The organism is Roseomonas sp. WA12 (genome assembly GCF_054165765.1).
In genome coordinates this window covers 3,133,499-3,159,725 of sequence record NZ_CM135108.1, presented here as the reverse complement: position 1 = coordinate 3,159,725, position 26,227 = coordinate 3,133,499, and the positions used below count along the sequence as shown (strand labels likewise).

Genomic DNA, 26,227 nt, shown 5'->3' with positions numbered 1-26,227 from the left:
CGGTGATGGAGCGGCTCGATGCCTTCATGGCGCGCGCCAACGCCGCCTATTACGCCGGGCGCGATCCCTTCGGCGCGGCCGGCGACTTTGTCACCTCGCCCGAGATCACCCAGGCTTTCGGCGAGTGCCTGGGCCTCTGGGCCGCCGTCACCTGGACGCTGATGGGCCGGCCAGACCCGGTGATCCTCGCCGAGGCCGGACCGGGGCGCGGCACGCTAATGGCCGATGCCCTGAGGGCCACTGAGCAGATGATGCCGGATTTCGCCCGTGCCGCCCGGCTGCACCTGATCGAGACCTCGCCGCTGCTGCGAGCGGCCCAGCGCACCCGCCTGCCCGGTGCCGTTTGGCACGACGAGGTCGCCGGGCTGCCTGATGGGCCGATGATCCTGCTGGCAAACGAGTTCCTGGACGCGCTGCCGATTCGCCAGTTCGTCCGGCGTGATGGCGCCTGGATGGAGCGCTTCGTGGCCGGCGGTGCCTTTCTCGAACAGCCAGTGACGGACGAGAGACTGCCAGATGATGGGGCCGAAGGAGAGGTGCGCGAGGTGAACGAACCCGCCCTCGCCCTGGCCGCCTCGCTGGGCACCCGGCTGGCGGGGCAGGGGGGCGCCGCCCTTTTCATCGATTACGGGCCGGCCGAGAGTGGGCCAGGCGACAGTCTGCAGGCCATCCGGGACCGCCAGGCGGCCGATCCGCTGGCTGACCCCGGCCGTGCGGACCTGACCGCCCATGTTGATTTCTCCGCCCTTGCGAGGAGAGGCCGCGCGACGGGTGCGGCGGCGTATGGCCCCATCCCGCAGGGCGTGTTCCTCGCCCGGCTCGGGCTGCACAGCCGCGCTGCGGCGCTGGCGGCCTCCGACCCCGGCCGGGGCGCGCGCCATCTCGAGGCCGCCAGCCGCCTGTCCGCACCGGAAGCCATGGGGCGCCTGTTCAAGGCGCTGGTCCTGTGTCACCCGGGCCTTTCCACCCCGCCGGGTTTCGAAGCCGAATGACCGCTGATTTCCTGACCGCCCGCGGCTTGGCCGGGACGCCGCATGGCTTCTTCACCCGCCGCGGCGGCGTCTCGACCGGCCGCTTCGCCAGCCTGAACTGCTCCTTGTCCAGCCCGGACGATCCAGAGGCCGTGCAGGAGAACCGGGCCAGGGCCATGCAGGCCATCGGCCGGCTGCCTCAGTCCCTGTCCGGCCTCTACCAAGTGCACGGCATCGACGTAGCCGTCGCGGACGCGCCCATCCCCCATGAAAACCGGCCCCGGGCCGATGGGGTGGTGACCAACCGGCCGGGGATCACGCTGGGCATCATCACCGCCGATTGCGGCCCCGTGCTGTTCGCCGACCGGCGGGCCGGGGTGGTGGGCGCCTGCCATGCCGGCTGGCGCGGCGCGCTGGCCGGGGTGCTGGAGGCGACGATCGAGGCGATGGAGGGGCTGGGTGCGAGGCGGGCGGATATCGCCGCCGCCCTCGGGCCCTGCATCCGCCAGCCGAGCTACGAGGTGGGCGCGGACCTGCGGGCCGAGCTGCTGACGAGCGACCCGGAGGGGGACCGCTTCCTCGCCCCCGGCCGGCGGCCGGAGCACTGGCACTTCGACATGGCCGGGTTGATCCTCGGCCGGCTGCACGCCGCCGGCGTGGCCGCCGAGGCGCTGCCGAACGACACGCTGGCGGAGGAGGCGCTGTTCTTCTCCCACCGCCGCCGCACGCTGGAGGGCGGCGGGCCGATCGGGCACCAGCTCTCGGCCATTGCCATCCCAGGTTAAGGCTCGCGCCGGATATCGCTGGCGCGGTGCCGCCCCGCCGTGGATAAGGGCGACGCCCATGCCTGGACGCTCCTTTCCTCCTGGCGCCGCGTTCCTCGCCCCTCTTGCCTCCTGTTTGATCGGCTGAGCTTCATGCGCCCCTTCCTGAGCCTTCTCCTGCCGCTGGCGATGCTGGCGGCCTGCGGGCCGCTGCCGCAGCCCTTCCGGGGCAATCCGGGCGCCGAGGGCCGCCGCCTCGCCGCCCCGCCCGCCTATCGCATTGCGGTGCCGCGCCCGAATGCCGCGCTGCTGCCCGACATGGCGTCCTCCGATTTCGCGGTGGCGGTGGCCGAGGCGCTGGAGGCGGCCGAGGTGCCGGCCGTGGCCGGTCCGCCCGCGCCGCTCGACTGGCGGCTGGACATCACCGCGGACCAGGATGGCCGGGGCGTGACGCCCGCCTATGCGGTTGTGGATGCCGACGGGAAGGTGCTCGGCCAGGCCCGCGGTGCTTCGGTGCCGGTGCGGGACTGGAGCGAGGCGCAGGGGGCGATGCTCCGGCAGGTGGCGGCGCGCGATGCCGGCGTGGTCGCGGGCCTGCTCGCGCGCGGCGAGGCGGCGCGGCGCGCGTCCGAGACGGTGGCCTTCAACGGCCAGGGCGGCCCGCCGCGGGTGCGCTTCGTCGGTGTGAAGGGCGCGCCGGGCGACGGCAACCAGGCACTCGCGACCCGCATGCGGGACTTCCTGGCCACCCGTGGCTTTGTGGTGCAGGACGGTGCCGAGGGCGCTGCCTTCGCCGTGACCGGCGAGGTGACGATGAGCCCCGTGGCCGACCGCAAGCAGCGCGTGGAGATCCAGTGGCGGGTCTCGCGCCGCGACGGGCACAGCCTGGGCTTGGCCGCGCAGATTAACGAGGTTCCGGCGGGCACGCTGAACGGGCTGTGGGGCGACGTGGCCTATGTGGTCGCCGAGGAGGCGGCGACGGCGGTGCGCGACATCATCGCCAATGCTGGCGGGCTCGGCGAGGCGGCCGCGCGCCGGCCGGAACCCGCGGCCCAACCGGCCCCGGCCGAGGCCGCGCCGCCGGTGCGCTGACCGGGTGCGGCAGGTGTGGCCGCATTGACATGCGTTAAGCGTGGGTCGGGTTTGATGCCCCGGTGGCATGGACTTGGCGGGCCCTGGTTGCTATCCCCCGGCCGCCCCCACGCTGCGCCATGCCCAGACCTGCCGGCGCGCCCGGAGATCCCACGCGGATGAAGATCCTCGCCTGCAACAGCAACCGCCCGCTCGCCGAGGCGGTGGCCGCGGCCCTCAACCTGCCGCTTACCCAGGCATCCGTCCGCCGCTTCGCCGACCTCGAGATCTTCGTCGAGATCCAGGAGAACATCCGCGGCGAGGATGTGTTCGTGATCCAGTCCACGAGCTATCCGGCCAACGACAACCTGATGGAGCTTCTGATCACGCTCGATGCGCTGCGCCGCTCCTCGGCCCGCCGCATCACCGCCGTGGTTCCCTATTTCGGCTATGCGCGGCAGGACCGGAAGTCGGGCCCCCGCACGCCGATCTCGGCCAAGCTGGTGGCGAACCTGATCACCCAGGCGGGCGCGGACCGCGTGCTGACGCTTGATCTCCATGCCGGGCAGATCCAGGGCTTCTTCGACATTCCCGTGGACAACCTCTTCGCTGCGCCGCTCTTCGCGCGCGACATCCAGGAGCGGTTCAAGGGCCGCGACCTGATGGTGGTGTCTCCTGATGTCGGCGGCGTGGTGCGCGCGCGGGCGATCGCGACCCGGTTGCACACCGACCTCGCCATCATCGACAAGCGGCGCCCGCGCGCCGGCGTGTCAGAGGTAATGAACGTGATCGGCGACGTGTCCGGCCGCGACTGCATCCTGGTGGACGACATCGTCGATTCCGGCGGCACGCTGTGCAACGCGGCCGAGGCGCTGCTGAAGAACGGCGCGCATTCGGTGAGCGTCTATGTCACCCATGGCGTGTTCTCGGGCGGGGCCGTGGCGCGCATTGGCGCCGCGCCGATCCAGCACATGATCACGACCGACAGCATCCAGGCCACCGAGGCCGTGCGCGTTTCCTCGAATATCAAGCAGCTGACCATCGCGCCGCTTCTCGCCGAGGCGATGCGGCGGATCAGCGAGGAATCCTCGGTCTCCACGCTCTTCAACTGAAGGCGACCCCGGGCCCTTCCGGGGCAATCCGTTTCAGGGGCGGCGGGCGTGAGTCTGCCGCCCCGACTGCTTCCTGGGCCTTCATCACGCGGGCGGGCGCGTGGGCTGCACCGGGGAGGCGCAAGATTGGGCAGGCCGGTGCGGAAAGACGCGCAACGGGCGACTCCCTGCAACGTTCCGGATGGGTATGAGCGACGAGCCATCACCCAAAGCCGTCACTCGGCACCTGGCGGAAGAGGTCGTCGCCAAGACCGCGAGCCTTCGGCGCACCATCGACCAGACCCAGGAGCTCATCGCGGAGAGTGCCCGGGACCGTGAGGAGCGGCAGGCCAGCGCCGGCCCTGGCAGTCCCTATGCTTCCGGCCTGATCGGCAGCCCAGGCGACGGGCCCGGCTACGAATAGGGCCGTCGCGTTGCCCTAATGCAGCCCGCGCAGGACCTCCCGCGTCGCTTCGTCCATCGGGAAGAACGTCTCCACGGTCAGTTCGGACAGCGCCACCTCATGCGCCGTGCCGAAGACCATGGTGGTGGTGAGGAAGGACAGCACCGCTCCGCCCAGTCGGAGGGCGAAGGGCAGGGCCAGCGCGTCCGGCTCCTCTGCACCTCCCGGCGGCGCGGGGAAGGCGCGCAACTCCCCCAACAGCTTCGGCAGCACTGGGTCCCCTGATATCGTGGCCTGCCGCGCCAGGCGGGCGAGCAGATGGCCCTTCAGCGCTCCGAGATCGACGATGCGCGGCGCCAGCCCGCCGGGATGCAGCACCAGCCGCAGCACGTTCAGTGGCGGTGCGAGCAGCGCGGGGTCGGCGCCGGCAATCAGCGCGCCGACGGACGCATTGGCCGAGACGAGGTTCCAGTGCCGGTCCACGGCCAGGGCCGGGTTTGGCGCATGGGCGGCCAGCACCGCCTCCATTGCGGCCCGGGCCGGGCGCATCGCGGGGTCGTCCAGCGCGCGTTCGGGATAGGCTGGGGCGAAGCCCGCGGCGGCCAGCCAGAGGTTGCGCTCCCGCAGCGGAACTTCGAGCTGCTCGGCCAGGCGCAGCACCATGGCGCGGCTGGGCATGGCGCGCCCGGTCTCCAGGCAGCTGAGATGGCGGGTGGAGATCTCGGCGTCGAGCGCCAGGTCCATCTGGCTCATGCGCCGGCGCTGCCGCCAGTCGCGCAGGTAGTCGCCGATCGGGGCGCGGTGCGTGCTCATCCACTCAGCCTAGCCGGGCAGGGCGCGGCGCCTCCATGACCTCCGAGGTCATCGACCCGGTGCGGTGGGGTGGATCAGCTTCGGGCCACCGGCAATCCCGCCGGGTGACTGGAACCGAACCCATGAACGCCTCCCCCCTCCTCCGCCGCGCCCTGCTGCTCGACGCGGTGGCGAGCGGCGCCACTGGCGCCTTGATGCTGCTGGCTGCCGGGCCGTTCTCCGGCCTAACCCATCTGCCGCCCGGGCTGCTGCGCGGGGCCGGGGCGGTGCTTCTGCCCTATGCGGCCTTCGTCCTCTGGCTCGGCCTGCGGACCGCGCCGCCGCAGGGGCTGGTGAGGGCCGTGGTTGCCATCAACGCGCTCTGGGTGGTGGAGAGCCTGGGCATCCTGCTGCTCGGCTGGGTGGTGCCGAACATGCTGGGCGCGGGTTTCGTGCTGGCGCAGGCGCTGGTCGTGGCGGTCTTTACGGGGCTCCAGGCCGCAGCCCTGCGCGGGAGCGCTGCAGTGGCTGCCTGATGCCGTATGGATGATCCGGGGGCAGCAATGCCCCCGGATCGGTCGCCTCAGAACAGGGCGGAGGGAGCCACGGTGGAGCCGGAGCCGCCCTGGATCTTCAGGGGCTGCACCGCGAAGGCGAATTCATGCTGGCCGCGCCGCGCCAGCACGTCGAGCTTCATGTTCTCCAGCAGGTGCACGCCATAGACCGCCAGCGCCAGCTGATGCACCGGCAGGCTGGCATCGGGCAGGGTCTTGGAGGGCGAGCACTCCACCGGCCAGTTGTCGGACCCCATCAGCATCGGGTTCTGGCGCAGGATCCACTCCGCTGCAGCCACGCCCAGCCCGGGGCAGGAGGCGACGAAGCGCGCGTTCTCCCGGCCCCAGAGCAGGCCCCAGCCGGTGTGGATGATCACCGCATCGCCCTCCTCCATCCGCGTGTTCTGGCGGGCAAGCGCGGCCTGCAGGTCGTCCGGCGTGATCTCATAGGTGTCGGGCAGGGTGGGCACGCCCTTCAGCGCTGCAACGTCGATCAGGATGCCGCGGGTGAAGATCGTGCCCACGGTGTTCACGCCCATTTCGGTGAAGCCGCCGCGGGACATGATCCGGGGGATCTGCACGCAGTTGTAGCCATCCTCGCCGATCGTCTGGTGGGGGAAGGCGTCGAGCTGGGTGCCGACCTGGCCGATCTCGGCCACCACCAGCTCCTCGTTCGAGCCTCGGCGGTTAGGTTCCGGGTTCATGAAGGTTTGCTTCAGGTGCTGGTCAAAGCGGCGGGTGCCGAAGAAGGGCATCTGCTGATTCAGCGTCTGGCCGCATTCCACGATCTCGCCGGTGCGGATCAAGGCGGCGGCCCGCTTGGCGCGCTCGGGCGTCATGAGGTTCATCGAGCCACGGCGGTCGGCGGCGCCCCAGCGGGAGGGGCAGCGGTCGGCGCTGGCGGGCGGGCTCCAGCGCTGGGGGGTCTGGGCGACGGCGCTGGCCAGCAGGCCGTGGCCGCCAAGGCAGGCGCAGGCTGCACCGAAGACGGCGCTGCGGCGGGAGAGGGCGTTCATGGGCGTGGTCCTCCGATGGCCACGCTCTCCGGCCGCGGGGGCGCGACGTCGGGCGGGCCTGGGGGGGAGGATGGCAGCCGGGCCGCTACCAGGGCCAGCCCGAAACGGGGCGACGCGTTGTTCCGCGCGCCGAGCCCGATCAGGCTCGGGCCGGACGGAAGCCCAGGGCCACACCATTCATGCAGTAGCGCAGTCCGGTCGGTGGCGGTCCGTCATCGAAGACGTGCCCGAGATGGCCGCCGCAGCCGGCGCAGTGCACGGATGTTCGCACCATGCCGAGCGACCGGTCGCTCTCGGTGGCGATGCCGCCTTCCAGTGGCGCCCAGAAGCTTGGCCACCCCGTGCCGCTCTCGAACTTTGTCGTGGACGAGAACATTGCTCGACCGCATCCCGCGCAGGTGAAGGTTCCCCGCCGGTGCTCGGACTGCAACGGGCTGCTGAAAGGCTGCTCCGTGCCGTTTTGCCGGAGCACGGCGTACTGAGCGGCTGTGAGCTGACGCCGCCACTCGGCGTCGGTCTTACTCACCTCAAAGGCCTGTGCGGCCTCTGAGGATCGGATAGCAGCCTTTCCAAGGAGGAAGGCCAGTACTCCTCCTCCGGCTTGATTCACGCGACGTCTCGCCAGCATGACTGGATCTCCACTCGGCAGGTGACCGAACAGCAGGAACAGACGGGACCAAACTCCTTCCCATATGGGATCAGACATAACGAATGGAATGGTCTCTTCGAGGCCTGGGCGAGGGCAGCACGGAACCTCGCCTGGAGAGTGATCGCTATCTGCGCTCCGTCTTGCCGCCGTGACGTCTGGCACGAAGGAAGCCGACGATCGTGAAGATCAGCCAGAGGCTTTGCGTGATGAAAGAAGGCAGGTTGAAGCTGTGGCTCAGGGAGACGAGGATCAGTACCGATCCGGCACCGTTCAGCAGCAGATAGAGATTGTCGCTGCCCCGCAGCTTTTCCAACTGCAGCATTGCGTAGGCACTGACATAGGCCACCACCCCAAAGAGCCCAATCACGTCCCAGATTGTTGTGTTCATCAACGCTCCCTCGCTCCACGGTAACTGTTCATAGACCTGGGCGGCCTGCCCTATACACCTCAACGGCGAGCAGCCGTCTCGTGCACCGGTGCGGGTCGCATGGTGGCTGGGTTGCTCGGTGTGCTTGCCTGCTCGCACCCGGAAACGCCCTTCGCCCCGAGAATTTATTTGCCTCTCTCTGCCGGACGCTTTCGTTCGATAATGTTTGCGCATGGGGTCCAACGGTCCGGCTAATATCCGCCCTGCATATGCGAAGGATGCGCCCGCCTGGTCGGGTCGGTGGAACAGAAGGGGCGGGCCTTGCATCATCGCCAGATTGAGGTCTTCAACGCGGTCATGGTCAGTGGCTCCGCCTCCCGGGCCGCGGAACTGCTGCAGGTGACCCAGCCTGCCGTGAGCCGTGCGATCGCTGATCTCGAAGAGGCACTCAGCTTTCCCCTGTTCAACCGGATCCGGGGTCGCCTGGTGCCGACACCCGAGGGTCAGCTCTTCTACGCGGATGTCCGCACAAGCTTCGTCGGTCTCGACCGCCTCAGGATGTCCGCCGCGAGGATCCGGGATTTTGGCGCCGGGAGCATCCGCATCGCGAGCCTCGCGGCATACGGCAACACTCTCGTCCCCCGTGCGATCAGGACGTTCCGAGACAAGCACCCGGAGATTGCCATCACCTTCCAGATCGCCTCCTCGGCGCAGGTCCGCGAGCTCGTCGTGAACGGGAACTTCAGCCTCGGCCTGGCTGCCGACGAGGTCGACCTTTCCGGGGTCGAGCACCGTGCCTTCTCCAGTGGTCGCGCCAACTGCGTCATGCCGCCCGGGCACCCGCTGGCCGTAAAGGCCGTGATCCGCCCGACCGACCTGGACGGCGTGGATTTCATCGCGCTGGCCCCCGAGGACCGGGCCAGGGCGCGCATGAACGCCGTGCTCGATGCCGCCGGCGTCCGGCCGAACGTGGTCGTGGAGACGCCCTTCGCCGCTACTGTTTGCGCCCTGGCGCTGGCAGGTGTCGGTGTCGGCCTTACCCAGGCGGTCACGGCCGAGGGATTCCTGGAGCGCGGCCTGGTGATGCGGCCCTTCGAGCCGGAGGTCTACTTCAAGACCTACCTGCTGTTTCCCCCGGACACCCAGCGATCCATCCTGGTGAAGGATCTCGTGGCGGCGCTGCTGGCCGCGCGGGACCGGGGCACCGCGGATCACCCGGCCCGCCAGCGAACCCGCTCAACGAAGGGTACAGATCAGCGCCCGGCGACATCCGTGAGGACGCGGTAGTCCACTCGGTTCCTGGATCGAGCGCCTTGATTACGATGTGTTCGCTGTTGCCGTGCATCCCACCCATGGTCTCGTTGTCCACGGGATAGAGGCGAATGCCGTGGACCGGGACGCCCCGCATGCTCCAGGCCAGGGCATCGGTCCCTGCCTCGGAAGAAGCGAGTGTCACCTCCGCCTGTGGCCAGCGCGGAGGTGCAAGACAATTGTGCTCCTGTCGCGCGTGGTGATGGTCACCTGGCGCGCGGGGCCGCTCCTGACAACGAAGGCGGTTGCGCTCAAGCTGCCGCTTGGACCCGGCCTGAGGCCAGGGTGCCAAGGAGGCTCTCAAGGTCGGACCAGAGGTCGTCCTCCTGCTCCAGCCCGACGCTGATACGCAGGATCGCGCCCTCATGGGTCCAGGGCGTGACGTTGCGGTCGCCCTTCACCGCCATGGGCGCGATCAGGCTGCGCGTCCCGCCCCAGGAAGCACCGATCGCAAAGACCTTCATCGCCGTCAGCGCCGGGTTGAGCGAAGCCTCGGCACCGGGCTTCAGGACGATGCTGAACACACCGCCCGAGCCCCTGATGTCCCGCGCCCAGACCTCGTGGCCCGGGCAGGACGGCAAGCAGGGGTGCAGCACGCGCTCGACGAGCGGATGGTCCTGCAGGCGCCGGGCGAAGGTTTCGGAGACGCGGCCGACATGGGCGAGGCGGACGCCCATGGTTTCGATGCCGCGCAGGGCGAGCGAGACCTCGTCCGGGGAGACACCCACGCCGAGGGCCCGCAGTACCACCTTCATGCGCTGGCGCAGCTCGATGTCCTTCACGGTGATAGAGCCGAGAAGCAGGTCCGAGTGGCCGCCCACATACTTGGTCAGCGCTTCCGACGCGAAGTCGCAGCCATGCTCGAGCGGCTTGAACAGCAGTGGCGTGCACCAGGTGTTGTCGCAGCCGACCAGGACGCCGCGGGCCTTCGCCGCGCGGGCGATGGCCGGGATGTCCTGCACTTCCATGGTGCCGGAGCCAGGCGATTCCACCCAGACCAGCTTGGTGCGGTCGTCGATCAGGTCGGCGATTCCCGCGCCGATCAGCGGGTCGTAGAAGGTGTATTCGATCCCCCGCGAGGCCAGGTAGTCGCGGCAGGCACTACGGACCCCGCTGTAGACGTTGTCCGGCACCAGCACGCGGTCGCCCGGCGCAAGGAAGGTCAGGAAGACGAGCATGACGGCCATCTGGCCGGAAGGAACGAGCACGGTGCGCACGCCGCCATGCAGCGCCGTCATCTGCGCTTCCAGCACCCGCATCGTCGGCGTGCCGTGCAGCCCGTAGGTGTAACCATCGAAACCGCGCGTGCCGCGGGCGGCGAAGCTCTCGGCGTCCGGATAGGTGATAGTGGAGGCGCGGTAGGTCGGGACGGTGAGGCTGCGGAAGCCCTCGTGCGAGACCTCGGGGTGCTGAACGCAGCGGGTCAGGTCGTGCATGGGTGTCTCGGTGCGGGAATTGAGGAGGTTAGTCGGGACGCGGCAGGGTGTCAGCGGATCGGCGGCGCGTATTGCAGGCCGCCCTGGGTCCAGAGCCGGTTCTGCCCGCGCGGGATACCGAGCGGCGCGATGGTGCGATCCCAGACCTCGCCGTAGTTGCCGACCTGCCGGATGACGTTGAAGGCCCAGCGATTGTCGAGGCCCATCGAGCGGCCGAGATCGCCGTCCACCCCCAGCAGGCGCCGGACATCCGGGTTGGCGCTCGCAAGGCTTTCCTGGACGTTGGCACTCGTGATCTCCAACTCCTCCGCGGCCAGCATGGCGTGGTGGGTCCAGCGGACCACGTCGAAGAACTTGTCGTCACCCTTGCGGACGAAGGGGCCGAGCGGCTCCTTGCTGATCACCTCCGGAAGGAGAAGGTAGTCACCGGCGCGCGGTCCCTCGCCGAAGCGGAAGGAGGCCAGGGCGGAGGCATCCGTCGAGTAGCTGTCGCAGCGCCCGGCCCGGAAAGCGGCCCGCAGCTCCGATACATTGTCGATGAGGACCGGGGTGAAGCGCATATTGGTGCGCCGGAAATAGTCGGCCACGGCCAGCTCGGTCATCGTTCCGGGCAGGATGCAGATCGTCGCGCCATCCAGCTCGCGCGCGGACTTCACGCCTGATGACGAGTGCACCATGAAGGCCGTTCCGTCATAGAAGGTGGTCCCGGCAAAGAGGAGGCCGAGGCTCGTCTCCCGCCCCAGCGACCAGGTCGCGGTGCGGACGAGCAGGTCGATCTCACCCGACTGCAGGGCAGTGAAGCGGTTCGTGGAGGTGAGGACGACGAAGCGGACCTTGGCTGCATCGCCGAGCGCGGCGGCGGCCACGGCCCGGCAGAAATCGGCCTCGCTGCCCCGCATCTCGCTCCGGCTGTCCGGGAAGGCGAAGCCGGGGTTGGTGCCGGACACGCCGCAGGCCACGAAGCCGCGGGCCCGTACCGCATCCAGGGTCGGCGAGCCGGACCCCTGTGCCAGTGCGGCCGAGGCCAGCAACGTGGCCGCAAGACAGGAGAGGATGGACCGGATCATGGGGACGTCCTGCGGTGATTGAGGCCCAGGGACAGTGACGCAGGAGAACCTTGGCAAGGAACTGACCTGGCAGGCGGAGTCTATGCACAGATGTTATACATGTGAGTATTCCGGGACCGGCAGGGAAACATGCCGACGGTTCTCTCTCACACGGATCTTGCGGGCCTGAACCGAAACCGCGCGCAGACAATTCCATGGTCGTTCGTCCCGTCAGCCTTGTGGTCTGCAGAGTCGAGGTGATCGTTCCGGACGGACATGCCGTCGAAGATCCAGAGGCGCCTGCGGCTGTTGTCGTAGAATTCCTGGCTGACAAGGATGTGGTCCAGGGATTCCATGATGTCCTGGTGGATATGGGTGTAATAGACGTCCCGGGTGTTTCGATACTCCTGCAGCGTCTGTGCGGTGTAGAGGGCGGTGTCGCCGCCGCCGCGCGCGTCTCCCACCAGGTAGCGCGGTTGCTCGGTCAGGATGTTCACGGTGTTGCTGTGCTGGCCATCGTTGATATCGCCCAGCACGACGACAGGGGTCCCTGTCCCCTTCATTCCCTGTGTGAGCATGAAGCGCAGCGCGGAGGCTTCAGCGGTCCTTCGGATCGTCGACAGGGCGGCACCCATATTGTTCCTGTGCGGCCGGTAGGCATCCTCGTCCCCGCGGTACCACGCCTCACTCCAGACCTGCGTCGGGGCTTTCGACTTGAAGTGGCAGACATAAACGTGGACCGGGTCGTGGTCGTCCCGCACCCTTGCCCTGAAGTGCAGCACTGGCCTGGAGAAGCTGCCGATCCGCACCTCGATGGCGGGAGTCTGCGGGTCATCGCCTGAGCTTTCCAGACGGAACTTGTCCGGGAAGTCCGCCACCCACTCTGGCTCGCCGTCGAGCAGCCCTTTGCGAAGAATGGCCGCGTTCACGATACGCGCGCCATCCGCATCCGCCGGAGCGAGCAGGTCATAATCGTCGGACAGCCCCGAACGATCGAGGGCGCGCTGCAATGCCGCGCGGTGCCAGAGCTCCTGGAAGCCGAGGATGTCGGGCCTGAGCGATGCGATGTGCGACGCCGTCCAGGCAATCTTACGCTCGTACTCCTCCTCGGACCAACCTTCCCGGTCTGTGTAAATGGCCCGACCGGGCTCGTTGAGATTGAACAGGTTAAAGGTTCCGAAACTCAGCCGGTCCAGGTTCATCGTGGTGCCCCCTCAGTCGGCCACCGATGCTAGGCGAGGCTCTTCGGAACGGTGAGACATTTGCGTGTCAGCGACCGATCCTCTGACAAGAAGCAGGTTTCGCTGGGTTCTTGGAATACGTCGATCCTGGCTGCTCCTTCGAATGCGGGCAGCCAGGTGGCCCTCGTCGCGTTCATCTCCTGCCCGGTGACCAGTTCCGGGACCGGATGGAAGAGGACTGTCACATGGCTGAAAAGACCTTGCGGGACGCGTTCCACGAAACGCTGAAGGACGTCTACTACGCCGAGAGGCAGTCGGTTCGGGCGCTCAAGAAGTCTGCCAAGGCGGCGAAGGCGCCGGAGCTCAAGGAGGCTTTCCTGACGCATGCCGAGGAAAGCGCGAACCAGGTCGAGCGCCTGGTTCAGGTGTTCGAGATCCTCGGCAAGCCCGCCCGCGCCAAGACCTGCGAGGCCATGCAGGGCCTGACCGCGGAGATGGAAGAGGACCTGGAGGATTTCGGCGGCACCGAGGCGGCAGACGACGTGCTGATCGGCTGCGCCCAGGCCATCGAGCACTACGAGATCGCCCGCTACGGGCTGCTAAAGACCTGGGCCCGTAAGCTCGGCCTGGATGACGCGGTAGACCTGCTGGAGCAGACCTTGGAGGAGGAGAAGAAGACCGACCTCCTCCTGACGGAGATCGCCGAGGCCCTGGATGACGCCGAGGGTGAGGACGGAGAGGAAGCCGAGGAGATGCCGGAGCCGAAATCCGCCCCCAAGCGCGCTTCCGGCGGCAGGAAAGCGAAGGGCTGACATCGACTTTGTGCCGCGGGCCTCAGTGAGGCCTGCGGCACTTCCAGGCAGGAGAGATCTGCACTGGCCACGACCGCCTTCCTGATTGTGTATCCAAAACTGCACCGTGACCCTTGTCATGCACATACCAGGTAGTAGTTCCGCTCCTCGGCCTGACGGCATTAACGGTCACGATCCGAGGGGTTGACGTGATGATGGCGAGTCCGGATGCGGGTGCTGGGCCTGGCGCAGAGCTCGCCTTTCCCTTCCTGGCCAGCGGCGGCTGCATGGGCGTACTCTTTCGCGGCTTCGACTGGGCGGCGACTCCTCTCGGCCCTGTCGAGGAATGGCCGCAGAGCCTGCGCACGGCTGTGTGCCTGATGCTGCATGCCAGGCAACCCATGTTCATCGCCTGGGGGCCGGAACTTACCTTCCTCTACAACGACGACTACCGTCCCGTGCTCGGCTCCAAGGATCCTGACGCGCTGGGGAAGCCCTTCCAAACCGTTTGGTCCGACATCTGGGCGCAATTTGGGCCCCTCGTGCAGCAGGTCATGGGCGGGGAGGCACTCTCCTTCGAGGACCTCCCGATTCCGATGCAACGGAATGGGTACCTCGAGGAAACCTTCTTCAGCTTTTCCTACACGCCGATCCACGACGAGGGCGGCCGGATCGTCGGCATCTTCTGCGCCTGCACGGAAACGACCTCGAAGGTCCGGGGTGAGCGCGCGCTGAGGGCGAATGAGGCACAGCTCGAGGCCCTGGTCACGGCCAGAACCGCGGAACGCAACCGCATCTGGCAGGTCAGCCGGGACATGCTGCTGGTGACCGACCAGGACGGCACCTGGCTCAGCGCAAATCCATCCTGGACCCGCGTCCTGGGCTGGGAGGAGCACGAGCTGCTCGGCCGCGTCTCGGAGTGGCTGGAACACCCGCAGGATCGCGAGAAGACCCGCCTTGAACGTGCGCGGCTCACCGCAGGAAAGGAGAGCGCGGCGTTCGAGAACCGCCTGCGTCGGCGGGACGGCACCTACCGCGTCCTGTCCTGGACCGCGGTGCCTGCGGAAGACCGGATCTACTGCGTGGCGCGCGACGTCACCGAGGAGAGATCACGCGACGCGACACTTTTCCTCTACGAGCACATCATTCAATCCGACGTTGCCCCGATCTGCGCTTTCGACACCGAGTACCGCCTGATTGCCTTCAACAAGGCCCATAGTGACGAGTTCTTCCGCATCTACGGGTACCGCGTGAGAGTCGGCGATGTCTTTCCTGACCTCTTCTTGCCAGAGCAGGCACCCACCATGCGCGCCCTCATGAAACGCGCCCTCACCGGCGAGATATTCCGGGTGGTCGAGGAGTTCGGTGACCCTGCTCTGGCGAAGCCCTATTGGGAGGTGTCCTACTCGCCGCTCAGGGACGAGAACGGCCAGATCATCGGCGCCTTCCATCACGCCCAGGACATCTCCGCCCGCCTTCGGGCCGAGGGAGAACTGGCGAGAACACAGGAGGCCTTGCGCCAGGCACAGAAGATGGAGCTGGTCGGCCAGCTCACCGGCGGTGTGGCACATGACTTCAACAACCTGCTGACGGTGATCAAGTCGTCGACCGACCTTCTCAAGCGGCCCGGTCTGTCCGACCTGCGCCGCGATCGCTATGTCGCCGCAATCTCGGACACGGTGGACCGGGCCTCCAAGCTCACCGGACAACTCTTGGCGTTTGCCCGTCGCCAGGCTCTGCGGCCGGAGGTCTTCGACGCGGTCGAGAGCGTGAGGTCGATGGGCGACATGATGGGGACGCTGACCGGATCGCGCGTGACAGTCACCACGCAGCTGGCGGACGAGCCCTGCTTCGTCAATGCCGATCCAAGCCAGTTCGACACGGCGCTCGTCAACATGGCTGTCAACGCCCGCGACGCCATGGACGGCGAGGGGCACCTCGCGATTCGCTTGCGGCCAGTGAACGAGTTGCCCGCAATCCGCTCGCATCCGGCGCGCCAGGGCTCCTTCATCGCGGTGTCGCTCACCGACACCGGGGCAGGCATCCCGCCCGAACATCGGGAGCGCATCTTCGAGCCGTTCTTCACCACAAAGGGCGTTGGCCAGGGCACCGGCCTCGGCTTATCGCAGGTCTACGGCTTCGCGAAGCAATCCGAAGGCGAGATCATGGTATCGAGCGAGGTCGGCAGAGGCACGACCTTCACGCTCTACTTGCCACGTGTCTCAATAGATGCCGTCAAGCCGGACAGCGAAGTCGAGCCTGAGCCACTCATGGACGGGCATGGCACCTGCGTCCTGGTCGTGGAGGACAACCCTGGCGTCGGCACCTTCGCGACCCAGACCCTGACCGAGCTCGGCTATGTGAGCGTGTGGGCGGCCAATGCCGAAGAAGCCCTCGCCGAACTGGAGAAGGACGCCGATCGCTTCGATGTTGTCTTCTCGGACGTGATCATGCCGGGAATGAACGGCATCGAATTGGGGCAGAAGATTCGGCAGGAGTACCTTGACCTACCCGTGGTGCTGACCTCCGGATACAGCCACGTCCTGGCCCAGAACGGGACCTATGGATTCGAACTCCTGCACAAGCCCTACTCCATCGAGCAGCTGTCGCGCGTGCTCCGCAAGGCCGCGACATGGCAGCGGCGCAGACGGATCATTGGTGCGGCCGAGGAGTAGCGCCGATCGGCAGGACGGTGACGGTGAAACCTTGGATGGCCGGTAGCCTGGATGACCTTGGATGCCGAAGGATCAGCCGAAGCGCACGGCTGTTGTCACATCGCGTGAATGATCATCGCAGGTACGACCGTCCGATCTCCGGAACTGCCATGCCCGGGAACTCGGCGCACCGATAGCTGCCGGCGCTTGCCGGATCGCCTGATCCGTCATGGATTGCGCGCTGCGGGTAGGGGCAGAGCGGACGGCTGAAGCGAAGCTGGCCGTTGGGCCGGTTGCCCTCGCGGTTGTGCGCCAGGATTTGGGCCGGTGGCGTGCCCTCGTCGACCCAGCGCTCGAGTGCCGCCTGGAGTTCTGGCTGGTTGGGCCCAGGGCCACCACGGCAATGCTCCATGCCCGGCACCAGGAACAGGCGGTAGAAGGAGCCAATCTCTTGCCCCGCCGTCGCCAGATCACCGCCCTGCGCCGCAACGGCCCGGTCATGATAGGCGATGGACTCGGCGAAGGGCACGACCGGGTCGGACATGCCGTGATACGCGATGAGCTTGCCGCCGCGCTGCCGGAAGGCGGAAAGGTTGGTGCTCATCGCATTGATGACGGGCGCGAGGCGCTCATCGACGGCGGCCATGTCCCGGTCGAAGTCGAAGCGCCACCAACTCCAGCCCGCACCAAACCCTGCCCAGTGGCGCCAGTAGTTCACCCGAGCGGGTGCTGTAGGATTGCCCGGGTCCGCCCAATACAGACTCCAGCCCGGCAGGTTCTGTGTGCCGCCACTGTTCTCGCTGCCGCGCGGGAAGGGAAAGTGGATCAGCTCGCCGGTGCGCGGGTTCCGGGGGCCGTCATACATGGTCCGCAGGGCGTTCACTTGCGGGTCTGTTAGGCAGCTTGCGCCATCCTCCCCCGTGCAGCGGAGGCGAGCCGGGTCAAAGCTGCAGGCCAGCGGGTCGTTCAGCCAGGTATCTCCTGGATGTCCTCCGCCGCGGGCGCCGTTGTCGGCCCGGCAGGCCGCCTGCACGGCGTCTCCGATCAGGCGCAGCTTTGCCGCAGGGATGATCTGGGCCGCGTCGTCGCCCGTGCGGTGGTTCCGCAGGTACTGCCAAAGGAAGCCCGCGTTCAGGTGGGTGCGATTGCCGCCCGAGGCCCCGGCAATGATGCCGTCGAAATCCTCCGGGTAGCGTTGGGCCGAACTCATGGCCTGGTGGCCGCCGGTCGAGCAGCCCGCGAAAAAGGTTTGGCGGGCGGACCTGCCGTAGAAGCTCGCGACGATCTCCTTGGCCCGGACGACGGATTCGTGCACCGCACGATGCCCCCAATCCACGATCGCTTCCGGTCGTCCCTCGGCGAAGGAGGGATCGTCGCCCTGATGCCCGGTATCCGTGCCCAGCGTGGCGTAGCCGCGCCGGAGGAGCCCGGCCATTTCGCCATAGGAGATGGCGGAGCTGTAGCCGCCGTTGCCGAACATCTGGAGACGCCCGTTCCAGCCATCCTTCGGCATCCAGAGCTCGAAGCCGATCCGCGAGCCCGGCACCGGCGTCACGACACCGTGGACGCGGCAGAAGGCCGGGAGTGCCTCCTGGGCCGGGCCGGTGGGCGGCCTGTACCCGCCCGCCGCCACTTCTTCCGCCACTTCCACCCGTGCCTGCGGAAGCGCCATCGAGGCAAGGGCTGAGCAATTCGCTGCGCGAGCAGCACCGGGCACGCTCGCGACGAGAGCAAGCAGGGGCACTGCCGCCAGCATGGAACCCGTCCACCACGGCTTCATCCGGATATCCTCCTCTGGGGGCTCATCGGCCCTTCTTGTTCCGCGTGCTGCGGCAGCAATCCGCCCGGCAAGGTTGGCTCGGTCAGTCCGGGATCGTGACCCTGCCCGCGCCGACGGCGATCCGGTTTCCGACCACGGGTTCCGCCTGCGGAGGCGGTACCGCCGCGGCCTGGAGGGGTGGTGCCGTTCCCGCGCTGCCACCCCGGGGCGCGGTCCGCACTACCTGGCTGGGCGGCAAGGGCGCCTGCGCGGTGAGATGCGCCCAGAGCGCGTCAAGACCGCGCAGCAGGTACAGGTTCAGGGGCACGAAGCGCGTGTCGAAGCCGGGCCCGGAAAGGCCGAAGTGCTCGGCATTCTCTACCTCCCAGTAGCGCAGCTTTCCCCGATCCCCCTCCACGAGGCTGTTCAGCGCGAGGTAGGGCCGCGAGGAGAAGGCCGCTGGCACGCGGTCGTCCATGCGGCCATGCACGATGATGGCAGGGCGGCCACGCAGGTTTCCGTTGGCGAGAAACTCGGCAATCCCTGCCTGGACACGGCGCGCCTCCGGGCTGCTGCCGACGGCCATCTCCCGCAGGCAGAGAGCCCCATCGAGGTTGTAGTCCTGGCGGCCCGTGGAGGGGGAAGCGGACATGCCGTTGCGCCGGGGGCCGGTCGGGTCGCGATCGTTCACGATGTCCACCGGCCCGAAGGGTGCGCCGCCGGGCGCCGTGGCGAAGCTCTGCGCCAGCACCTCGGGCGGCACGGGCATCGGCCGCCCCTCCGCGTTCACCGCGGCGAAGCTGAACCCGCAGACCCTATCCTCCACCCCGAAGCGGCCGTGGGCCGAGACGTATTTGGCAGCGGTAGCGTCCGGCACAACGGAGTAGTTGTGTGCGTGGAGGATTTCCAGCGCCCGGTCGTAGCCGTAGGCATAGACACGCTCGAGCGACTCCCGCGCCTGCGCCGCCGTGTCATTTGCCTCCAGCAGCCCCTTCTCGCGAAGCGAGGTGCAGCGATCGGCGGCACGGGTGATCCCGGCGCGGGCGGGGGCGTCCTCCGGCAAGGCCAGCACGGCGCAGGGCAGGTACAGGTTGCCGTAGGTGAAGTAGTCCAGCAGCGTCCTGCCGGGATTCCGCCTCTCCCGTTCGCCATAGGCCACGACGGTCCGGTCATCGGGCCGGACCTGCACCTGAGGCTCGCCTGCAAGGACCGCGTCCACCAGGCCCTCGTCATCGGCTTCCACCGCGTAGAGGGCCGCACCGCCGCCATTCGAGTTCCCGGCTACGATGACAAGGGTGTTGGCGCCGGTGAACCGCTCTGATTCGGCGCGCTCGTTAAGCTGCCAGAAGGCGAAGCGGATGGAGTGGAGCACATCTCGCCCCCAGCTCGCCTCTGCGTTGCGACGGGAGTGGGCGTGCTTGAAGGCGATCCGGTGCGGCGCCTCGGCCAGCAACCGCTGTCGTGCCTCCGCCGTCAGTTCCGCGGCGAAGTGAACGTGCTCGCCCGCCTCGGCAGCCGAGGCGCGGCTACCATCGATGCGGTGCACCGTGTCACTCTCGAGGTCGTGGACGCCGTTGCCCGCACCCTTGTCCGTGTAGACCACGGCGCAACCACGGCGCAGGCCCCAGAAGCCAAATTCGGTGATATCGCGAAACAGCGCCGAGGAGCCGTTCACCGGGACGGCGAGGATGCAGTTCCGCTCCCGAGAGAGCTCCTGCGGCACCTGCAGCAGCATCGCGACGTTGCGGGATCCGCGACCGGTAGGGTCGTCCGCGAAGGCTAGGTATTCCTCACCGGCAATGCGCCCATCGTCCTCCAGCAACTGACCCGTGAGGCTGTCTACGTTCGGCCCGAAGATCCGGCCGAACCCAGATCCCGCATCGCCCCGGCGGAACATGACGGCGCGCCGCAGCTCATCCGCGGTCGGTGCGCGTGGGTCGGCGTAGCCAGGTGGCGGGCCGGAGAGAAGGCGGGCGACGCCCAGCCCTGCCGTCACCAGGTCGTCCGCGCGACCATCGACCACGCGGTGCCGCTCGACACGAAGCCACTCGGGCTGCGGCGCCACTTCGGCCGCAGCCGGATGGAGTGGCGCCAGGACCGTGCCGGTCAGGACAAGGAGGTTCAGGAGTCTGACAATGCTCATCAACGCGTCCTCACCACTTCAGCGCCCTTGTGGGCGTCTTGCCGCAGCAGTCTTTCGAGGGTGGAAGTCCCGCATGGAAACGGGCATCGGACAATCGAAAGTTCCTGATCCCTTCTATAGGTTCGTTCTATGGGTGACCTCGGCTGCCCGTCTCCATGCCGCTATTCAGGTGGGCGATGGCGGCATCATGCCGACCGAGCGGAGACGTTAGGATCAGTTCGCGGCGGCGGACCGCTGGGAAGGTAAGGGCGAGCCGTTGCCGAGTGCTTGTCCCGGTCGGTGTGCCAAGGTGGGAGCGGACGCCGCCGCAACGCCGAAGCGTGTGCTGCAGCGCCGCCCAGCTTCCGTGAAGTCAGCCGGTCCCAATGGGCCTTGCTGGATTTCTACAAGTTGAGCCTAACGGAGAGGCCACGCATACATGAGACCACCTGCTGTCCAGAGCGCGTTGGGGCCGCGCTCCATGGCGAGCGGTGTTGCCTTGCCCAGGTTACGCTCAAAAATCTCACCGTAGTTCCCGACGGCGCGGATCGCATCATAGGCCCAGCTTGCAGAGAGCTTCAGGCCCTGGCCGAGCACCGGGTCGGTTCCGAGCAGGCGCCGAACCGCGGGGGCGGCATCGCTCGCACGGCGTGCCTCGGCATTGGCCGCGGTGATGCCGAGTTCCTCCGCCTCAATCAGGGCGTTGAGCGTCCAGCGGACCACGTCGAACCATTCCTGATCGTCGCGCCGGACCATCGGGCCCAGGGGCTCCTTGCTGATCCGGTCCGGCAGGACGATGAAATCATCGGGGTTAGGGAAGGAGGACCGCACCGCCGCGATCTGGGATGCATCCGTCGTCAGCGCGTCACACCGGCCGGAGCTGAAGGCAGTGGCAACCTGGTCGATGCGCTCGAACAGCACCGGCGTGATCCGGATGCTCGCGGCCCGGTACCAGTCCGCAAGATTGCCCTCTGTGGTGCTGCCCTGCTGGACGCAGACGGTCGCGCCGTCGAGCTGGGCGGCGCGGGAAAGCCCGGCATCCCGGCGCACCATGAAGCCCTGGCCGTCGTAGAAGTTGATGCCGACCGTGCGCAGGCCGAGGGTCGTGTCGCGGCCCATCGTTGCCGTGGTCTGGCGCACGAGGACGTCGATCTCGCCCGATTGGAGCGCCGGGAAGCGCTGCTGGCCCGAGAGCGGGACGAAGCGCACCTTCGTCGCGTCCCCGACTGTTGCGGCAGCAAGCGCGCGGCAGATATCGGCATCCAGGCCACGCCAGTTCCCCTGACTATCCGGCTGGGAGAAGCCCGCGACGCCCGTGTTGACGCCGCAGGTCAGCGTGCCCCGGCTCCGGATGGCATCGAGCGTCGCGCCCGCCTTTGCGGGTGCCGCAGCCATGAGGGAGAGGGCTGCGATCGAGGCAGCGGCAACCGTTTGTCTGATGCGAGCCATGTCGCGTTTCCATCCTCTTGTTGTCAGGCTGCTCGCGCCGGATAGGGCTCGCAGGCGACGCAGGCCAATTTTGGCAGAGTGCGCGCGCAGTGCATACTGGCGGGCGCGGACATGTGGCGTCTCGGATTGTCCAGGGCAGGCACCTTTTCGGGCCAGCTGCCGAGCCCAGTGTCCAACACTCGCGCGAATGCGCTTTCCGCGTCCTCGATGTGCCTGCTGACGGCCAGGCAAGGTGAGCCGCCTCGACAACCACATGGAGCGGCGCGTCCTGCAGCTGAACGAGTTGGTTGGCGGCGGCGCGTTGCGCGATCATGAAAGGCATCGGCTGCGCCGCAGCTCAGCCGACCAGGTGAAGGGGCGTTGGGACGGTTACGCTTGGATCGGCTTGGCGGACTTTGGAGGACGCGTGGTCTCCACTTCAGGTGGCTTGCTGGACAGCATCGGCGTCCGGGGGCCTTGCCCGAGGCGATCGGCCGCATGAACGAGGCCACAAATGCCGCGCTCGCCAGGGCGGAGCTCCGGGGCGACTGGAAGAACTAAGTGTCACCGTGGTGCCGGACAGCACTCCGGCATCGGTCGAGGCCTTTCTATCGGCCAAGGCCGGTAAGTGGCAGCAGGTACTCCGGGAGGCAGGGTTGGAAGCCGATCGATGAGTAAGGGTTGGGAGAGCCGGGCGAATGTCGGCTTCCTTTGGCTTCGGCGCGCATAAGCCGACATCGGCTCGTTACCGACGAGCAAGCAGCCTTCCGCGGAGGTAGGCTCGCCACCATCCCGGTATTCGTGAGAGGCTTGCGCTAGTCTGAGCCAGGCTTGAAAACAGCGGCAAGGACATCGCGCATCGTTTGAGGACGGCGGCCGAGCAGCGTCTCCAGCGTGGGGCCGGTTTCGGAGAAGTCACCACGCCGAGCGGCCCGAAACATTCCGAGCAGCATCTCCGCTACGGGCTCAGGAGTTCCCTGTGCCACCATTGTGTCGCGCCATTCAGCGTCAGACACAGTGATCCACCTGATCTCGCGCCCGGTCAGTTCGGAGGCGATGTTCGCCACCTCTGCCATTGTGAAAGCCTCTGGCGCTGTGAGCGCCGGCGTCACGCCCTCCAGGCTCTTCTGTCCGGCGAGCACGATTGCGTCCGCCTCCGCCAATTCCGCGCGCGCAGTCCAGCTTACAGGGCCGTCCTCGGGAGCACGGATCTCCCCTGCTTCAATGCCGCGGCTGATGAGGTGCAAAGCGCTTTCGGCGTAGAAGCCATGTCTAAGCGCTGTGAATGGCTGACCCGCCTCCACGAGAAATGCCTCGGTGGCGGCGTGATCTGCGGCTGGTGCAAAGAGCGCATCGTGCCGCGCACCCATATGGCTGGTATAGAGCACCCGCTGTGCTCCGGCCATTTGGGCGGCCTTGATCGCCGCATGGTGCAGCCGACGCGCTGGCTCCCCGACCTGGTTGGCGGAAATCACCAGCACCTGCTCCGCACCCTCGAACGCCGTGACCAGCTTATCGGGCTTGGCAAAGTCCCCTTGCCTGACGATGACCCCGAGTTCGGCGAGATAAGCCGCCTTGGTGACGTCGCGGACACTGGCGATAACGCTGTGCGGCTGAGTGTGGCGAAGCAGTTGCCTGACGACCTGCTGGCCGAGTGCTCCTGATGCTCCTGTGACAACGATCATCAATCTCTACTTCCCCAGCGCGTTAACGATGATAACACGGCAGAGTTAGCGATGGATGCCGCTGGAAGCAAGCGGCTGCTATCAGCGCTAACGGCCCGGTGATAGGATCCGGTATGCCTTCCGCGAAGCAGCCTGCGGCTGTTGCCCTTCCTCCGGGTGCCAAAGCCCGCATTCTTGCGGCCGCCACTCGCCTGATTGCCGAAGGCGGAAGCGAGGCTGTCACCACCCGCGCGGTCGCGGAGGCAGCATCGGTTCAGGCACCGACAATTTATCGCCTATTCGGCGACAAGCAGGGCCTCCTTGACGCCGTCGCGGAGCAGGCTTTCGCCCGATACGTGGCAGGCAAAAGCCAGCGCGTGCCAGATTCCGATCCTGTCGAGGAACTGCGTCAGGGTTGGAAGGCACACATCTCCTTCGGTCTCGAAAATCCGTCTGTGTTCGCACTGATGTGCATGCCGCGGTCAGATGGCCTGTCACCCGCCGCTGCAGCGGGCCTGGATGTCCTTCATGCGCGCATCCACCGGATTGCCCTCACCGGAAGACTGCGCGTGACCGAGGAAAGGGCGGTGGCGCTGCTTCACGCCGTGGGAACAGGCACGGTTCTCACCCTGCTTGGGACGCTGCCCGCGAAGCAGGTTGGCCTCTCGGATGCGGCCTTTGAATCAGTGCTGGCTGCCATTCTGGATCAGCCGGTACGGACTCCCGAAGGGGGCCCCGCGGGTATGGCTGCGGCACTCAGGGCGTGTCTGAACGACATCGCTTCTCTCTCGCCTGGGGAGCGGCATCTGATGGGTGAGTTGCTCCACAGAATTTCTGAGAAGGCCTAAGCTGAGCATTATCGACGCCTGCAGCGCTCGCGGCACTGGGTGATGTGGCTTCGATAGGGAAATGGCCGCCCTAAGCGCCGAGTCGAGTTGGCCGGGTCAGGCGAGAGCCGCCGGGCCGAGTCAATTGGCGGTGGGTGAGCGTGCCACGTTGGCACCGTCGTCCACCCGCCTCTCATCCTTCGGTAGGGCGCCGGACAGAGGCTCTGGAGGCGGGCTGTGGCGATGAAGTAACACCTACTCGGCAAGGACCATCTACCCGCGGCCGCCCCTCTAGGCCGGATGTTATGTTATAATGTATCGAGAATGGCCACGACGTAACCTTCTGGCCAGAAATGTTGTCTCCATGAATGTCCCGACCTCCCGTCGCCGCTCGACGGTCGCTGCGATCCTTCTCGTTTCCGGGTTGGCTGGCACTCCCGGGGCCGAGGCGCAGGAGGCGTTGCAGGTGCCGATGGTCACCGTGACCTCGACGGGCACCGACCGCTCGCTCGAGGATGCCCCGGCCAGCATGACCGTGATTACCCGTCAGGAGTTGGAGAGCCGTCCGATCCAGGATCTGGCCGACGCCCTCCGGGACTCCCCAGGCATCACTATCCAGGGCGTTGGCCTTGGACGCCAGGGTGTCAGCATACGCGGCATGCCGTCAGACCAGACGCTGTACCTGATCGACGGACGGCGTGTGAACGTGGCGGGCAGCGCTATCGCGCATGCCGATTTCGACCTGAACTGGGTGCCCAAGGAGGCGATCGAGCGCATCGAGGTCGTGCGCGGCCCGCTCTCGTCCCTGTACGGCTCGGACGCGCTCGGGGGCGTGGTCAACGTCATCACGCGCGCGGCGACGGACCGCTGGGTCGGGGCCTTTTCCGGCTGGGGCGGACTGGCCGAGCGTGGTGAGGGGAGCCAAACGCAGTTCGGCGCCTATGCGGGTGGGCCGCTCATTCCTGGCGTCCTGGGCCTGACCCTTTCGGCCCAGGGCCAGACCCGGAGCGAGGTGCCCGACGTGGTCAACCCGCGCGTGACCGCGCTCGAGAACCGGGACAGCATCAGCGGCAATCTCGGCCTGACCTGGACGCCGACGACGTCGCAGCGGGTCGACTTCAATTACAGCCGGGGCCATGACGACCGCTGGCGGAACCTGCTCTCCAGTGGTGCACGGCCCGTGCCCTACCGCTCCAAGGACGACATCGAACGGGAGCAGATCTCGCTCTCCCACCGCGGCGCCTGGGGGTGGGGTGACACGCTGATCCGGGGCTACCGTTCCCGCCTTCAGCGCGACAACAGCGTCTCCATCGGCACGCCGACCGGGCCACAGACCCTGACGGACGACGTGCTGGACGGCCGCGTCACCATCCCGGCCTGGGGATGGCATCGGTTCTCGGTCGGCGGCGAGCTGCGTGAGGAGCGCCTCGAGGATCGGAGCGTGAACGCCAGCGGCAAGGACCGCGTAACCCATGGCGCGCTCTTTCTGCAGGACGAGATCGCGCTCACCGAGCGCCTGTCCCTGACGGCAGGCGCCCGCTTCGATCACCACGAGGCATTCGGCTGGCACACCAGCCCGCGCGCCTACCTCGTGTGGCGGGCGACCGACGAGCTGACCTTCCGCGGTGGCGTGGGCAGCGGCTTCCGGGCACCGACGCTCAAGCAGCTCTCTCCCGGCTACAATGCGGTGGGTGGCGGCGGTCGCTTCACGATCACCGGCAACCCCGACCTGCGGCCCGAGACGAACACCAGCTACGAGGCCGGAGTGTCCTACGCGCCCGGGCCCTGGGAGGTGCGGGCCACGGTATTCCAGGCCAACTTGGAAGACCTGGTCGAGACGCTCTGCACCCGCTCCTGCGGCGTGCGCGGCCGCGAGCTGCGGACCTACCGCAACGTGGACGAGGCACGCATCCGCGGCATCGAGATCGGCGGCGGCGTCCGCCTGCCAGCGGACTTCCGCGTGGACATCAACTACACCTATCTGGACGCCCAGGACCTCACGGACGATCGTGAGCTGACCGAGCGCCCGCGCCACGGGATCAACGGGGTGATGCGCTGGGAGCCGGAGGGACCGTTCTCCGCACAGTTCCGGGCGAACTACGTGGGCCGCCAGACCGTGGCGCAGACGGTGGGTACTGGTACCGTCTACACCCCGCTCTCGTCCTATACGCTCCTATCGCTCGAGGCCGGGTACCGGGTCACGGACAAGGTCACCCTGCGTGCAGGTGTCGAAAATATCGGCGATGTCCGGCTGGCGAATGACCGCGAGCCGTACACCTACGCCGATGCGGGGCGACTCTATTTTGTCGGGCTGCAGGCGAGCTTCTGAA

Annotated in this window: 22 protein-coding genes; 11 read left to right on the top strand and 11 right to left on the bottom strand. The window is 67.6% G+C overall.

Annotated features, from left to right (window positions below; translation table 11 throughout):
• The first annotated feature begins 5 nt into the window (after nt 1-5).
• From ACVBD7_RS15175 to ACVBD7_RS15155, 5 genes are all read left to right on the top strand, one after another.
• Nucleotides 6-992 carry a class I SAM-dependent methyltransferase gene (locus ACVBD7_RS15175; RefSeq protein WP_458094067.1) on the top strand — a complete coding sequence of 329 codons (987 nt, stop codon included), beginning with the start codon at nt 6-8 and terminating at the stop codon, nt 990-992.
• Nucleotides 989-1,756, top strand: a complete 768-nt coding sequence (gene pgeF / locus ACVBD7_RS15170) for a peptidoglycan editing factor PgeF (protein ID WP_458094066.1) — start codon at nt 989-991, stop codon at nt 1,754-1,756. The genes ACVBD7_RS15175 and pgeF overlap by 4 nt, the downstream gene beginning before the upstream one ends.
• Before the next feature lie 132 nt (nt 1,757-1,888).
• Nucleotides 1,889-2,827 (top strand): hypothetical protein, encoded by a 939-nt coding sequence (locus ACVBD7_RS15165; RefSeq protein WP_458094065.1) that lies wholly within the window; start codon nt 1,889-1,891, stop codon nt 2,825-2,827.
• Between the two features lie 158 nt (nt 2,828-2,985).
• Nucleotides 2,986-3,918, top strand: a complete 933-nt coding sequence (locus ACVBD7_RS15160; protein WP_458094064.1) for a ribose-phosphate pyrophosphokinase — start codon at nt 2,986-2,988, stop codon at nt 3,916-3,918.
• A 187-nt stretch (nt 3,919-4,105) separates the two neighbouring features.
• Entirely contained in the window at nt 4,106-4,321 is a 216-nt protein-coding gene (locus tag ACVBD7_RS15155; protein WP_458094063.1) for a hypothetical protein, read from the top strand.
• 15 nt (nt 4,322-4,336) lie between these two features.
• Here the strand turns inward: ACVBD7_RS15155 and ACVBD7_RS15150 are convergent, their stop codons facing one another.
• Nucleotides 4,337-5,113, bottom strand: coding sequence for a helix-turn-helix domain-containing protein (locus ACVBD7_RS15150; protein WP_458094062.1), 777 nt, complete (start codon nt 5,111-5,113; stop codon nt 4,337-4,339).
• Nucleotides 5,114-5,235: 122 nt separating this feature from the next.
• On the opposite strand from ACVBD7_RS15150, the gene ACVBD7_RS15145 reads away from it, so the two are divergent.
• Nucleotides 5,236-5,628 carry a hypothetical protein gene (locus tag ACVBD7_RS15145; RefSeq protein WP_458094061.1) on the top strand — a complete coding sequence of 131 codons (393 nt, stop codon included), beginning with the start codon at nt 5,236-5,238 and terminating at the stop codon, nt 5,626-5,628.
• A 47-nt stretch (nt 5,629-5,675) separates the two neighbouring features.
• Here ACVBD7_RS15145 and ACVBD7_RS15140 read toward each other — a convergent pair whose 3' ends face one another.
• The 3 genes from ACVBD7_RS15140 to ACVBD7_RS15130 all read right to left on the bottom strand — a co-directional run bounded on the left by ACVBD7_RS15140 (nt 5,676) and on the right by ACVBD7_RS15130 (nt 7,699).
• On the bottom strand, nt 5,676-6,662 hold the full coding sequence (locus ACVBD7_RS15140) for a cyclase family protein (RefSeq protein ID WP_458094060.1): 987 nt from the start codon (nt 6,660-6,662) through the stop codon (nt 5,676-5,678).
• A gap of 139 nt (nt 6,663-6,801) precedes the next feature.
• Complete coding sequence (gene msrB, locus ACVBD7_RS15135; RefSeq protein ID WP_458094059.1) at nt 6,802-7,188, bottom strand: peptide-methionine (R)-S-oxide reductase MsrB; 387 nt, start codon at nt 7,186-7,188, stop codon at nt 6,802-6,804.
• A 247-nt stretch (nt 7,189-7,435) separates the two neighbouring features.
• Nucleotides 7,436-7,699 carry a CBU_0592 family membrane protein gene (locus tag ACVBD7_RS15130; protein WP_458094058.1) on the bottom strand — a complete coding sequence of 88 codons (264 nt, stop codon included), beginning with the start codon at nt 7,697-7,699 and terminating at the stop codon, nt 7,436-7,438.
• A gap of 300 nt (nt 7,700-7,999) precedes the next feature.
• On the opposite strand from ACVBD7_RS15130, the gene ACVBD7_RS15125 reads away from it, so the two are divergent.
• Nucleotides 8,000-8,965 (top strand): LysR substrate-binding domain-containing protein, encoded by a 966-nt coding sequence (locus tag ACVBD7_RS15125; protein WP_458094057.1) that lies wholly within the window; start codon nt 8,000-8,002, stop codon nt 8,963-8,965.
• Nucleotides 8,966-9,240: 275 nt separating this feature from the next.
• Here the strand turns inward: ACVBD7_RS15125 and ACVBD7_RS15120 are convergent, their stop codons facing one another.
• From ACVBD7_RS15120 to ACVBD7_RS15110, 3 genes are all read right to left on the bottom strand, one after another.
• Nucleotides 9,241-10,425 (bottom strand): trans-sulfuration enzyme family protein, encoded by a 1,185-nt coding sequence (locus ACVBD7_RS15120; protein ID WP_458094056.1) that lies wholly within the window; start codon nt 10,423-10,425, stop codon nt 9,241-9,243.
• Nucleotides 10,426-10,475: 50 nt separating this feature from the next.
• On the bottom strand, nt 10,476-11,492 hold the full coding sequence (locus tag ACVBD7_RS15115; RefSeq protein WP_458094055.1) for an amino acid ABC transporter substrate-binding protein: 1,017 nt from the start codon (nt 11,490-11,492) through the stop codon (nt 10,476-10,478).
• A 146-nt stretch (nt 11,493-11,638) separates the two neighbouring features.
• Nucleotides 11,639-12,673, bottom strand: coding sequence for an endonuclease/exonuclease/phosphatase family protein (locus ACVBD7_RS15110; protein WP_458094054.1), 1,035 nt, complete (start codon nt 12,671-12,673; stop codon nt 11,639-11,641).
• Nucleotides 12,674-12,897: 224 nt separating this feature from the next.
• On the opposite strand from ACVBD7_RS15110, the gene ACVBD7_RS15105 reads away from it, so the two are divergent.
• Together ACVBD7_RS15105 and ACVBD7_RS15100 are read left to right on the top strand one after the other, a co-directional pair.
• Nucleotides 12,898-13,464, top strand: coding sequence for a YciE/YciF ferroxidase family protein (locus tag ACVBD7_RS15105; protein WP_458094053.1), 567 nt, complete (start codon nt 12,898-12,900; stop codon nt 13,462-13,464).
• 191 nt (nt 13,465-13,655) lie between these two features.
• Nucleotides 13,656-16,118 carry a PAS domain-containing protein gene (locus tag ACVBD7_RS15100; protein ID WP_458094052.1) on the top strand — a complete coding sequence of 821 codons (2,463 nt, stop codon included), beginning with the start codon at nt 13,656-13,658 and terminating at the stop codon, nt 16,116-16,118.
• A 112-nt stretch (nt 16,119-16,230) separates the two neighbouring features.
• On the opposite strand, the gene ACVBD7_RS15095 is transcribed toward ACVBD7_RS15100, so the two are convergent.
• From ACVBD7_RS15095 to ACVBD7_RS15080, 4 genes are all read right to left on the bottom strand, one after another.
• On the bottom strand, nt 16,231-17,877 hold the full coding sequence (locus ACVBD7_RS15095; RefSeq protein WP_458094051.1) for a DUF6351 family protein: 1,647 nt from the start codon (nt 17,875-17,877) through the stop codon (nt 16,231-16,233).
• A gap of 82 nt (nt 17,878-17,959) precedes the next feature.
• Nucleotides 17,960-19,999, bottom strand: coding sequence for a 3-hydroxybutyrate oligomer hydrolase family protein (locus ACVBD7_RS15090; RefSeq protein WP_458094050.1), 2,040 nt, complete (start codon nt 19,997-19,999; stop codon nt 17,960-17,962).
• Nucleotides 20,000-20,395: 396 nt separating this feature from the next.
• On the bottom strand, nt 20,396-21,427 hold the full coding sequence (locus tag ACVBD7_RS15085; protein ID WP_458094049.1) for an amino acid ABC transporter substrate-binding protein: 1,032 nt from the start codon (nt 21,425-21,427) through the stop codon (nt 20,396-20,398).
• Nucleotides 21,428-22,221: 794 nt separating this feature from the next.
• Complete coding sequence (locus ACVBD7_RS15080; protein WP_458094048.1) at nt 22,222-23,091, bottom strand: SDR family oxidoreductase; 870 nt, start codon at nt 23,089-23,091, stop codon at nt 22,222-22,224.
• Between the two features lie 113 nt (nt 23,092-23,204).
• Between ACVBD7_RS15080 and ACVBD7_RS15075 the strand changes: the two genes are divergently transcribed.
• Complete coding sequence (locus tag ACVBD7_RS15075) at nt 23,205-23,918, top strand: TetR/AcrR family transcriptional regulator (RefSeq protein ID WP_458094047.1); 714 nt, start codon at nt 23,205-23,207, stop codon at nt 23,916-23,918.
• A 343-nt stretch (nt 23,919-24,261) separates the two neighbouring features.
• Nucleotides 24,262-26,226, top strand: a complete 1,965-nt coding sequence (locus tag ACVBD7_RS15070) for a TonB-dependent receptor domain-containing protein (protein WP_458094046.1) — start codon at nt 24,262-24,264, stop codon at nt 26,224-26,226.
• Nucleotide 26,227 lies beyond the last annotated feature (1 nt).

Bases quoted from the DNA above. Each gene is read 5' to 3' on its own strand.
- ACVBD7_RS15175 (WP_458094067.1), top strand. From the start codon at position 6: ATGGAGCGGCTCGATGCCTTCATGGCGCGCGCCAACGCCGCCTATTAC.
- pgeF (WP_458094066.1), top strand. From the start codon at position 989: ATGACCGCTGATTTCCTGACCGCCCGCGGCTTGGCCGGGACGCCGCAT.
- ACVBD7_RS15165 (WP_458094065.1), top strand. From the start codon at position 1,889: ATGCGCCCCTTCCTGAGCCTTCTCCTGCCGCTGGCGATGCTGGCGGCC.
- ACVBD7_RS15160 (WP_458094064.1), top strand. From the start codon at position 2,986: ATGAAGATCCTCGCCTGCAACAGCAACCGCCCGCTCGCCGAGGCGGTG.
- ACVBD7_RS15155 (WP_458094063.1), top strand. From the start codon at position 4,106: ATGAGCGACGAGCCATCACCCAAAGCCGTCACTCGGCACCTGGCGGAA.
- ACVBD7_RS15150 (WP_458094062.1), bottom strand. From the start codon at position 5,113: ATGAGCACGCACCGCGCCCCGATCGGCGACTACCTGCGCGACTGGCGG.
- ACVBD7_RS15145 (WP_458094061.1), top strand. From the start codon at position 5,236: ATGAACGCCTCCCCCCTCCTCCGCCGCGCCCTGCTGCTCGACGCGGTG.
- ACVBD7_RS15140 (WP_458094060.1), bottom strand. From the start codon at position 6,662: ATGAACGCCCTCTCCCGCCGCAGCGCCGTCTTCGGTGCAGCCTGCGCC.
- ACVBD7_RS15130 (WP_458094058.1), bottom strand. From the start codon at position 7,699: ATGAACACAACAATCTGGGACGTGATTGGGCTCTTTGGGGTGGTGGCC.
- ACVBD7_RS15120 (WP_458094056.1), bottom strand. From the start codon at position 10,425: ATGCACGACCTGACCCGCTGCGTTCAGCACCCCGAGGTCTCGCACGAG.
- ACVBD7_RS15115 (WP_458094055.1), bottom strand. From the start codon at position 11,492: ATGATCCGGTCCATCCTCTCCTGTCTTGCGGCCACGTTGCTGGCCTCG.
- ACVBD7_RS15110 (WP_458094054.1), bottom strand. From the start codon at position 12,673: ATGAACCTGGACCGGCTGAGTTTCGGAACCTTTAACCTGTTCAATCTC.
- ACVBD7_RS15105 (WP_458094053.1), top strand. From the start codon at position 12,898: ATGGCTGAAAAGACCTTGCGGGACGCGTTCCACGAAACGCTGAAGGAC.
- ACVBD7_RS15100 (WP_458094052.1), top strand. From the start codon at position 13,656: ATGATGGCGAGTCCGGATGCGGGTGCTGGGCCTGGCGCAGAGCTCGCC.
- ACVBD7_RS15095 (WP_458094051.1), bottom strand. From the start codon at position 17,877: ATGAAGCCGTGGTGGACGGGTTCCATGCTGGCGGCAGTGCCCCTGCTT.
- ACVBD7_RS15090 (WP_458094050.1), bottom strand. From the start codon at position 19,999: ATGAGCATTGTCAGACTCCTGAACCTCCTTGTCCTGACCGGCACGGTC.
- ACVBD7_RS15085 (WP_458094049.1), bottom strand. From the start codon at position 21,427: ATGGCTCGCATCAGACAAACGGTTGCCGCTGCCTCGATCGCAGCCCTC.
- ACVBD7_RS15080 (WP_458094048.1), bottom strand. From the start codon at position 23,091: ATGATCGTTGTCACAGGAGCATCAGGAGCACTCGGCCAGCAGGTCGTC.
- ACVBD7_RS15075 (WP_458094047.1), top strand. From the start codon at position 23,205: ATGCCTTCCGCGAAGCAGCCTGCGGCTGTTGCCCTTCCTCCGGGTGCC.
- ACVBD7_RS15070 (WP_458094046.1), top strand. From the start codon at position 24,262: ATGAATGTCCCGACCTCCCGTCGCCGCTCGACGGTCGCTGCGATCCTT.